8 protein-coding genes are annotated in these 10,408 nt (G+C 65.4%); 2 read left to right on the plus strand and 6 right to left on the minus strand.

Annotated features, from left to right (window positions below; genetic code table 11):
* Positions 1-457 precede the first annotated feature (457 nt).
* The 3 genes from mctP to orn form a co-directional block, all read right to left on the minus strand.
* A complete protein-coding gene (mctP, locus tag JF886_RS00710) occupies positions 458-2,032 on the minus strand; it encodes a monocarboxylate uptake permease MctP (RefSeq protein ID WP_337308599.1) in 1,575 nt (524 codons plus the stop codon).
* Entirely contained in the window at positions 2,029-2,244 is a 216-nt protein-coding gene (locus tag JF886_RS00715) for a DUF3311 domain-containing protein (RefSeq protein ID WP_337308601.1), read from the minus strand. Before JF886_RS00715 ends, mctP begins: the two co-directional genes overlap by 4 nt.
* A 108-nt stretch (positions 2,245-2,352) precedes the next feature.
* A complete protein-coding gene (gene orn / locus JF886_RS00720) occupies positions 2,353-2,916 on the minus strand; it encodes an oligoribonuclease (protein WP_337308603.1) in 564 nt (187 codons plus the stop codon).
* A 622-nt stretch (positions 2,917-3,538) separates the two neighbouring features.
* Here orn and JF886_RS00725 point away from each other — a divergent pair.
* Positions 3,539-4,735, plus strand: coding sequence for an NRAMP family divalent metal transporter (locus tag JF886_RS00725; protein WP_337308605.1), 1,197 nt, complete (start codon positions 3,539-3,541; stop codon positions 4,733-4,735).
* A gap of 326 nt (positions 4,736-5,061) precedes the next feature.
* Positions 5,062-5,847, plus strand: a complete 786-nt coding sequence (locus JF886_RS00730) for a Crp/Fnr family transcriptional regulator (protein ID WP_337308607.1) — start codon at positions 5,062-5,064, stop codon at positions 5,845-5,847.
* A 783-nt stretch (positions 5,848-6,630) separates the two neighbouring features.
* On the opposite strand, the gene JF886_RS00735 is transcribed toward JF886_RS00730, so the two are convergent.
* The 3 genes from JF886_RS00735 to JF886_RS00745 form a co-directional block, all read right to left on the minus strand.
* Positions 6,631-7,773, minus strand: a complete 1,143-nt coding sequence (locus JF886_RS00735) for a N(5)-(carboxyethyl)ornithine synthase (protein ID WP_337308613.1) — start codon at positions 7,771-7,773, stop codon at positions 6,631-6,633.
* Between the two features lie 215 nt (positions 7,774-7,988).
* Positions 7,989-9,509, minus strand: coding sequence for a CYTH and CHAD domain-containing protein (locus JF886_RS00740; protein WP_337308609.1), 1,521 nt, complete (start codon positions 9,507-9,509; stop codon positions 7,989-7,991).
* 254 nt (positions 9,510-9,763) lie between these two features.
* Entirely contained in the window at positions 9,764-10,180 is a 417-nt protein-coding gene (locus JF886_RS00745) for a VOC family protein (protein ID WP_337308611.1), read from the minus strand.
* Positions 10,181-10,408 lie beyond the last annotated feature (228 nt).

Raw genomic sequence — 10,408 nt, forward strand, 5'->3', positions numbered from 1 at the left:
CAGGCTGAGGGAGCGGCCCTCAGGACCCAGACACGTGAAGTGACCAGGTCGGCGGAGGCGAGTTCACCTCGCCGTGAGCGGACACCGCTTCCCGCTGAAGAATCGCGGCGGTTGGGGGCGGATTCTTCAGCGCCCTGTTAGAGGGTGGCTCGCGACGCCCGCGAGTCCGTGACGCTTGCGCTGCAGGCCAATCAGGTCTTGGACGCACGTCGCTGATGGCGCTGCCGCTCGTCGCTCTGCTGCAGTGGACACCGGGGGGCCGGTATCGACGGCCCTCAAGTGATTTCCCAGGCGAGCGGATCGTAGCCATACCGTCGAGGTGGGTAAAGCTCGCCGAGCGATGTAAGGGCCGCGAGTTCGAGCCTCGTCTCCCGCTCCCGACCTCAGGGCCTGTTTGAAGCTGCGCATCGGCGAAATCGGTGCGGAGTTCGGCGCCACCACCGGCGGGGGCGACGCCTCAGGTGCCCCCGGCGAGCGGTGGGGCCATCGGCTGCACCAGCGCGGGCCGCTGCGCCTCGCCCAGGCCCGGCACGCGGTAGTCGGCCTCGCTCAACTTGCCCGGCGTCGACTGTCCCACCGCCGCGGCCACCAGCGAGCCCGCGCCCACCACGACAAGGTTGACGATGATGGCCGCAAAACCGATGTAGATCTTGCCGCCGAAGCCGAAGTCGTGGAGGCTGGAGAGGAACTTCTCCTGGACGAGCGCGTAGGTCCCCAAGCCCATGCCTCCCGCCCAGCCGGCGACCATCGCCCACACGTTGAGTCGTTTGACGTAGAGCGCCACCACCAGCGCCGGCAGAGCGTTGATCATCCACACACCGCCGGCCGTCTGGTAGTTGATGATGTCGGTGGTGGGCAGGGCCAGCACGAACGCCAGCGCGCCGACCTTGACGAGCAGCGACACCACCTTGCTGACCGTGGCCTCCTCCCTGCGGCTCATGGCGGGATGGACGTACTCCCGCCAGATGTTGCGACTGAACAGGTTGGCCGCGGCGATGGCCATCACCGCAGCCGGCACCAATGCGCCGACGGCGATGGCCGCGAAGGCCACTCCGGTGAACCAGCTCGGGAACATCTTCTGGAAGAGATCGGCGATGGCGCTGTTGTTGCCGAAAGCCTTGCTCGGCTTGATCCCGGCTGCGATCGCCATGAAGCCCAACAGTCCGATCAGTCCGAGCAGAAAAGTATACGCCGGCAGGAACGACGCATTGCGCTTGATGGTCCGCTGGCTTTTGGCACTGAACACCCCGGTGAGCGAGTGCGGATAGAGGAACAGGGCCAGCGCGGAGCCGAGTGCGATGCTGCTGTAGGCATTGAACAGCGAAGCCGGGAGCACATCGGGCTTGCCCTTGCCGACCGGGGCGGCGGCGGTCACCTGTTCGACCTTGTGGAAGATGTTGCCGAACCCGCCCAACTTGTACGGGATGTAGATGACCGCGACGATCACCACCAGCCAGATCAGACCGTCCTTGACCACCGCGATGAGGGCGGGTGCGCGGAGGCCGCTGACGTAGGTGAAGATCGCCAGCACCACGAAGGCGATCACCAGGGCTGCCTCGGGGCTGATGCCGATGTTGGCCAGCACCAGCTTGATCCCGAAGATCTGCAGGGCGATGTATGGCATGGTGGCAACGATCCCGGTCAGCGCGATGAGCAGCGCGAAGAAGCGGCTGTCGAACCGGTCCTTCACGTAATCGGAGCCGGTGATGTACCCCTTGTTACGCGACACCTGCCACAGGCGGGGCATGGTGAGGAACACGAGCGGGTAGACGATGATGGTGTACGGGAGCGCGAACAGCCCATAGGCGCCCAGCGCGAACACCACGCCGGGAACCGCGACGAACGTGTACGCCGTGTACAGATCGCCACCGAGAAGGAACCAGGTGACGATGGTTCCAAAGCTCCGCCCGGCCAGCCCCCACTCCTCTATATGGTTGAGATCCGCCTTGCGCCAGCGGGAGGCGCCGAAGCCGATGATCGTCACCAGCACGCCGATGGCGATGACGATGATCAGCTCGTCCCAGTGGGTCACCCCTCGTCCCCACGGTTCAACGCATAGACCAGCCCGGTGATGCCGACCCCGAGGATGACCCAGAGAAACTGGTACCAGATGAAGAAGGGGATCCCCGCCAGTCGCGGCTCAGCGTGTGCGTACAGGGTGGGGAAGAGCAGCGCGAGGAAGGGCACGATCAGCAGGATGCGGGCCCATCGGCCGCGGCGAACGGGGGCTGGATGCTCCGACATGCGGCGGACTGTACAGAGCGGCGGCCGCTAGTTCAAGGAGGAGGGTGCGCGGGGCGGATCTCAGGTGCCACCCACGCGGCGGCCTTCCCGGCGTCTCGGGAGCCGCAATCAGTCGCCGATCGAGGGTCGCACGCCGCTGTTGTCGACGAAAATCGTCGATCGGTAATACGCAAGCTCGGCGATCGACTCGCGGATGTCGTCGAGCGCTCGATGCGCCTCCGCCTTGGCGGGCGCGCGGCCCAGAGCGTCCGGATACCACCGTCGGCAGAGCTCCTTGAGGCTCGTCACATCGATCGATCGGTAGTGCAGGAACTCGTCGACCTCGGGGATCTGTGCCGCTAGAAAACGCCGGTCCGTCCCGATGGAGTTGCCGCACAGGGGAACGGTTCGGGGTTCGTCGATGTGCGTGCGGAGGAATTCGACCGTTCGCGCGCCTGCGTCGGCCAGGGAGATCGCCGACGTCTGGATCGCAGCCAGCAGCCCGGAGCCTGTGTGCATGGTCCGCACGACGTCATCCATCTGCGTCAGTTGGTCGGCCGTGGCGTGTACGACGATGTCCGGCCCATCGGCGATCAGCCTGAGGTCGTCGTCGGTGAGCAGAGTGGCAATCTCGACGATCACGTGCCGCGCCGGGTCGAGGCCGGTCATCTCCAGATCCATCCACGCGAGCACGGGACGATCCTAGTGTCCTGCAACTGGCGAACGCCGTGCCGCTGATGAACGTGCTCACGCCCGGGGGCCAGGTCACTGAAACTGCATCCAAAGGTCTGGGGCGACGTCCCGTTGACGAAGTCGGGGCTTGCCTTCGCCGGCATGGTCATGGCCGGGCGCCCCGCCTACAGTCCGTCGCCTATACCTCATGGCAATTACATTCGCTCTTGAACCGACGGGGCGCGAGGTTGAGGCGCTGACCAGGGAGGTCGTCAAGTACCTTGGTGATCAGCGTGGAGCGTCGTGCCATCTGTGTGGCGCCCCCTGGGATCAGCGTGGACCACCGTAAAAATTGGCGGTAAGTAGTCGTCGCGTGGCCATTTCCGACCCTGCCGAATACAGAATTGCGCCGCCACCTCGCCAAGTAAGGGTCACGAGTCCGAGCCTCGTCTCCCGCTGACTGACGTGCGCCGGCCGATTGGGATGCCCCGTCAACCGCTGCGCCGGCTTCTCCGACGGTTAGTCTGGTCGGGCTGTGAGGGCGCGACGCCAACCGTTAGCGGGATCCGATCGTCATCCCCTTGTGCATCCGACGAGTCGCCGACGAGGCCGACTGACCCCCTTCCGCCACCTCGGCCCGGGGTTGATTACCGGCGCGGCTGACGATGATCCCTCGGGGATCGGAACCTACTCCCAGCTCGGTGCGCAGTTCGGGCTCGCGATGCTGTGGACGGTTCCCGTATCGCTGTTTCTTGCAGCCGCGGTCGAGGAGTTGGCCGGCCGTCTTGGTCTGGCGGGGCGTGAAGGTCTTGCGTCGCTTGTCAAGAAGAACTTCGCGGCACCCGTACTCTACTTCGCAGCGCTCCTCGTTACCGCGGCCAACACATTCAACATTGGGGCCGACCTTGGTTCCATGGCCGCGTCGTTACGCCTGGTGATTCCAGTTCCGTTCGTTCCTCTCCTCATCACCATCACGGTCGTCGTCCTGGTGCTGGAAGTCTTCATTCAGTATCACCAGTATTCAAGACTGCTCAGGTTTCTGACACTTTCACTGTTCGCCTACATCGCCGTGCTGGCTGTGGTTCACGTGGACTGGCGCGCAGTCATTTCCAATCTGGCGATCCCCCACCTCAGCATGAGCAAGGCCTACCTGGGCGGCCTTGTCGCCATCTTCGGGACCACGATCTCCCCCTATTTAATGTTCTGGCAATGCAGCGAGGAGGTCGAGGAGACGGAGGACCTCAGGGAAAAAGCGCAACAGCCGAGTCCACGCCGGGTATCCGGAATGCAGGTTGATGTCATCGTCGGGATGACGGCAGCAGTGCTGATCATGTTCGCGATCCTGGTATCGGCCGCATCAACGCTCGGCGCGCACGGGATCACCAACATCGGCACCGCCGACCAGGCAGCGCAGGCGCTGAAGCCGATCGCGGGCAATTTCGCGGGACTGCTATTCGCGCTGGGAATCGTTGGCACTGGAGCGCTTGCGGTACCGGTTCTTGCGGGGTCAACCGGCTACGCGCTGGCGGAGACGCTTGATTGGCACGAGGGACTGTCAAAGAGCCTCCGGCACGCCCGCGGCTTTTACGTAGTGATCATCGGTTCCATGTTGGTCGGCTTGCTGATGAACTTTGTCGGTCTCAACCCGATCAAGGCGTTGGTGTACTCAGCCCTCTTGAATGGGCTGGCCGCGCCACCATTGATCCTCCTGATGCTGATACTCGGCAACCGCCGGAAGGCGGTGCACGTTTTTCGCAGCGGCTGGATATCCAATACGTTGGTCGGCATCGCCTTCCTGCTGATGGCGGGGCTGCCCATCGCGTACCTGGTCGCCAAGTGAGGCCTCACACGCCTCGGCCAATCATCCAGGCGGGGGCTCAACCTTGGTGAGGAGCCGCGACGGCCGCCCTCGCACGAGCCGGTCGATTGATCTTTGAGGACGCCGTAGCACTCGCAGGACACAGCCTCCAGGGCACGCCGGTTCCCGGTGGGATCGTTTCTGGCTGAACACACCGATCAGGAAGCTGACGACGGCCGCCATCGAGATCGGCGCGACTGGGCAGCGCTCGGTACGGTAGCGTACCGTACACGCATCCAGAGCGGGCGCGACGGTACCGGGGGCTCTCCAGGGGCTGACCGCCCGCCCGTTACGAGGTGGAAGCACAGGTGCAGACAGTTGGACTCGCCGAGAACCACACCAATCAGCTGCTCGACGCGCTACCCGTTGCGCCCCGCGACCGCTGGTTCGCGTCGCTCATCCCCAATTACCTCGAGATCAAGACGGTCCTGTTCGAACCCGGGCAGGTCATCGAGCACGTGTATTTTCCGCTCAACGGCGTCATCTCGCTGGTCACGCCCCTCGATGACGGGGCCATCGTCGAGGTGGCCACAGTGGGCAATGAGGGAATCGTCGGCGTCCCGTTGGTACTCGGCGGCTCCCTTGCGGTACGGGCGATATCGCCGGTTGCCGGCTGGGTGCTGAAGATGAAGGCGACGGCGTTCGATGAGGCAGTTCAGGCTGAGCCGGCGGTGCGTAGCATCCTCAACGACTACCTCCAAGCCTTGTTCGGGCAGGTCGCTCAAGCTGCCGCCTGCAATCGTCTCCACTCCAACGAGGAGCGTCTCAGCCGCTGGCTCCTGATGAGCCACGACCGTGTGGGCGTCGACGAGTTCCTCATCACTCACGAGTTCCTCGGCCAGATGCTCGGATCGCGACGAGCTACTGTCACCCTCTCCGCGGGCGTTCTCCAAGCCGCCGGGCTGATCAAGTACCACCGCGGCGTCGTCACCATCGTCGACCGTCCCGGGCTCGAGGACGTGTCGTGCGAGTGCTACGCGGTGATCAAGGCAGAGCTCGACAGCGTCATCCGCAAGGCTGCACGGCGTGGGTCGCCTGATCCTACCGGAGGGAGAAGCGAACCCAGACGAGGCCAATCAGGCAGCGACGGATAAATCCATCAGCCGCGTCACCCCCTCGCTCAACGCGGCGCGACTAGGTCTCCTTCGCCAGCAAGTTGGTCTCTAGGGTGGTGGACTGTGCTCCCACGCTCGCCGTAGACGGCCGGCTGAATGGCGTCGCAGCCTGGATCATCCCTGTAGCGAGTCCCTAATGGCGCTGAGAAGCCAGCACGAATCGTCGGCCGCTCCTGATCCACCTCCGACCGCGGCCCGCTGAACTCGCGCATTCGTGCTCGTCGCCGTTGGCTCTTTGAGTTGCCATCCTGGTCCGAGACGGCCGGCCCGCTCCATGAAGACGACGCGGTACCACTCGCACGACGTGACCTCCAGTCCAAGCCGGTTGACGATCGTCACCCGTCCGCCGCGGGCACGGATGAGGCCAGCCATTTCGAGGCTCTTGGCTGACCCGACCCACCGGCCCCCACCGGCCGGTGATGCGCCGTGCCGCAGTGGGCGCAGTCTTCCGCCCCAGGGCGATTGCGGTCGCGCTATTGCGCCAAGTCCGCCGTCCGGACTAGTCGCGGTCCCCAGCCAACTGGTGGTGCGAATCTGCGTCGTCGACTCGGTCGGCGCGTCCTCGAAGCGCCGTGCCACGATACGTGGCGCTGCTGAACCAGATCGAGGAGCTTGCCCCTTCTCCGACAACCGGTGACGGACGCGTCTCACCCGACTCCATTCGGCACATGGATGCAACCATCGCATCGTTCAATGCTGAAGACCCGGGTTTGCGGTGCCGCGCTAAGTATCGTAGGAGCTTGGAGGACACGGGCCGTCGGATCAGAGCATGTAGTGCGGGAACTCCTCTGAGCGGCCCTGAAAGGACAGGATCTTGGGGTTCTGGATCACGCCGTCGCGGATCTCGATCGCCCGGCGGACTGTCTCGTCCGTCTCCCATGCCGCCGGCCCGGCCAGCACTGTCCCGAGGTACGGCAGCAGCGCTTCGCTGATCTCCCAGGTGGCTGAGTTCCACAGGTACGACGGGCTGTGGTCTACCGCGTAGTAGTGGACGCCCGCGCCCACACTGAGCATCGGGTTGTCGAATGACGTGGGGCGAGCCCACTCGAACCCCATACCCTCGTCGCAGGACACGTCGACGAACAGACTGCCGCGCGGGAACAGCTCAAGCTCCTCGCTGGTGACGAACATGAGCGGCGCATCGGTGTCCTGAAGAACGCAGTTCACGACGATGTCGTGCTCGGCCAGGAACTCGGCGACCGGCTTCGGCCCCAAACTGTCGAGGACCACCACCCGGGTCGGGTCCCGGGCATCCCGCTCGAACTGCAGCAGCCGCGCTGTGTGCATCTGCGAAGCGACCGCGGCGACGTCGCGGTGCGTCAGCACACTGACGTCGAGAACGCCGAGCGCGTGCAACGCAGTCACCGCGCCCCGCGCTGTGGCGCCGAAGCTGATGACGGCAGCGCGCAACCGGCGGCCGTACTCGCCCGTGGTGCCGATCAGCCGGGTGCTGTGCAGGACCGAACAGTAGCCGGCCAGCTCATTGTTCTTGTGAAAGACGTGGACTTGATACGCGCCGTCGGCCGCCCAGTGGTTCATGGCCTCCCAGGCGATCAGCGTCAGCCGCCGGTCGATGGCGAGCTGGGTGACGGTCTCGTCCTGGACGCAGTGCGGCCAGCCCCACAGTACCTGCCCGGCTCGGAGGTTAGACAGGTCTTTCGCGGTCGGTTTGGGGAGGAGGCAGACATCGCACTCCTCGATGAGTTGCTCGCGAGATCGCAGGCCGCCCACCAGCGGTGCGAGCTGATCGTCGGACACGCCGAACCGCGCGCCGTAGCCCGATTCGAGAAAGATCCGTGTGCGCAGCGCAGGGTCGATCCGGTCGAGGTGGGACGGGTGAATTGGCAGCCGGTACTCGTTCTGCTTGTGGGATCGGGCGATCACCCCGAGGCTCAGCTGTTCCATGGGCTTCCTCTGTCCTCGGCGACAACGCCGGTCCGACGGTATGTGAGCAATGTCTGCGGGTCCAATGCGGTCCTCCCCCGGCGCCTTTGGTGATGAGTGTGGAGCGTGCTCGATCGGCTCGTTTTCATTCCACTCCCCCGCGCGGGTCGATGCCGGCATTGGCGAGCCGTGCAGGGCAATGCCCGGTCGCCTGAAAACCACAGCCCTCATGCTTGTCAGAGCCCGGCGCGCAGGCGCTTCGCGGACACGGTCTTCCACACCGACGGCCACTCCGCGCGCAGGCGGGTTCTCTCGGTGCGCTGGTGAGCGATCAACTCACCGGCCACCACACGGCTGACCGGCATGGCGTCGGCAGCCTCTCTGAGCCACCTCTCCGCCACGACCGAGTCCTGGTGTTCGCCGAGAACTGCCTGCAGACGGCTGACGGCCACCGCGAAGCGCGCCGCGCGCTCGCCTGCCGCCGGCGTCACTGCCTCGGCTGTGTACCGGCATCGCTTGGCTCTGATCCTGACGTCGTGCAAGGCTGCGTCTGGCGGGTCAGGGCCGAGCGCGTCCACGGCGTTGGCGAGGCCCCGCCAGCGCTTGCGAACCAGGTTGTTCATGATCATGGCATCGCGGTGCTTGCGCCGTTGCCGAACACCCCCTCGGCGCGGTGGCTGCGAGCCGGTGACCGCGGCCCGGACCAGCCCGTCAAGGACGCGGTCGTAACGCTCGCTGCGCAGGATGGCAAGCATCGACACTCGCGCGCTTCGGGCCTGCAGCCGAAGGCGTGTGAGGAGTGGCTGTGCGAGCGCCACGTCCTCAGCGGGCAGAGTGTGAACGGCTCGCTGCAAGTTACCGGCGAGGACGTGGCTGTCGCGCACCCTGCCGACAACATTCCCGAGCCAGCGAAGCTCCTCTCGCAGCCACTCTGCCTGGTCTCGGTCGAAGAAGTTGTCGAACGTCGCGAGGTCGGACCGCAGCCGCCGCGTGGCCACGCGAAACTTGTGCACGCCCTCCTCGTCATCGCCGAGGCGAACGAACGCATCCTGCCGCAAGAGTTGCACAACAGATCCGGCAACGGCGTGTCGGGCCAGCTCCGCCGGTTCCGGATGCGCGCCGAGATCGGGCAGCACCACCTCGGCAGGGCGCAGCGCGCGGGCGCCAATGGCGCGGATCAACTTGGGCATGGGTTGCTCGTCTCCGCAGCCTGCGGCGGTGAGGCGGCCCACCGCCGAGCGAAGCGCCTGGCGTCCCCTGCGGCCGTGGGACTTCGTCTCGATCTCGATTTCGCGGAACCGGCGGGTCACTCGCCGCCCGACGTGCACCGAGACCGCGTCGTCGACGATTTCAGCCAGGAGCGTGCCGTCGGGTTCGCGAATCTCGATGGGATTCCGTGACGTGTGCAGCCGAGCCACCGGTTTCAGTGCCCGGCCTCGCACATAGGCGCGGACGAGATCGGCCGCCTTTCGCGGAACGGCCAATCGGTCACCTGCAAACCTCAGCTCCTGCCGTTCCAGCGTTTGGTCCGTCGCTGTGCCGGGCAGCTTGAGCGTCCAAGCGGGACCAGTTTCGCCGGTCCGGTGACGCAGGGTGACGCCCCAACGCGCAAGATGGAGTTGGGCGGTGTCGTAGTAGGTCGCCTCCAGTTCCATTCGCGGCCTTGTCGCTGCGGTTGCCCCGTTGACCAGACCGCCCATCGGCGGCAGCTGGAAAGCCGCGTTGGCAGCTAGTTTCGCTTCCTGTTCGAGGCTCATGGAGACGGTCCTTGCATCCTTTGGCGCCCGGAACCGTGACGCCGTCCGGTTCTGATTGGTCACGGCTTCGGAGTGGCGCAGCCGTCAGGCTAGACGTGATGACTGAGCGGGGACGACCCAGACCTCACCGTCATCATGCGCGACGCAATTGCCGAACTGCGTGCAGTGACGGCCAGCGGCTGAGCCCGCGCCCTACAAACCTCTGACATCACCCACGCGGAGCCCGGGAGGTTACAGGCGTGCTCACCGGCTCGTCATTCCTTGGTCCAGACGTCGCCGCTCTCGCCCCGCCGGCCCTGGGCGATCTCCACCGAATAGCCGTCGGGATCGAATCCGGTCATAACCCGCTCCCACGGCTCGTCATGCGGCGGGGCGTGAAATGTCATGTCCCGCTCCAACAACTCTTCGTAGGCGGCATCAAGGTCGTCGACGCTCAGCTCGACGTGAATAGCCCGCCGCTGGGCCGGCGTCATGTCCTCGGCGCCCTCCTTGCGTGCCTCGTCCATCGACAACAGCCCGATGGAGCCGCCCCCGTCGACCTTGATCAGGGCGAAGGCTGGCTCAGAGCGATAGACCACCCGCAGGCCGAGGACTCCCTCGTAGAACTCCACGGACTTCGCGACGCTTTCGACGGTGAGGGTGAGACCCTCAAACCGAAGCTTCTGTACCATTTGTGTTGCCTTTCATCAGCTCAGGGCGACGCTGGAGGTTGCAATACGTTGCCCACGCGGCAGACGGTGCAACTGTATCCGGAGGCTCATTTTGAGCGCAAACCCTTGTCCCGTCGGCACGTTGCCCTTTCGTCGACGCCAACCGGGCCACCAGACCTGCTCATCCCGAACCTCCCCGGCAGGGCGGTGCGGGCCTAGTTATCGCCAAGGCTGGCCGCTACGGTGGCC

The organism is Candidatus Aeolococcus gillhamiae (assembly GCF_016464765.1).
In the GTDB taxonomy this organism is placed as follows: domain Bacteria; phylum Chloroflexota; class Dormibacteria; order Aeolococcales; family Aeolococcaceae; genus Aeolococcus; species Aeolococcus gillhamiae.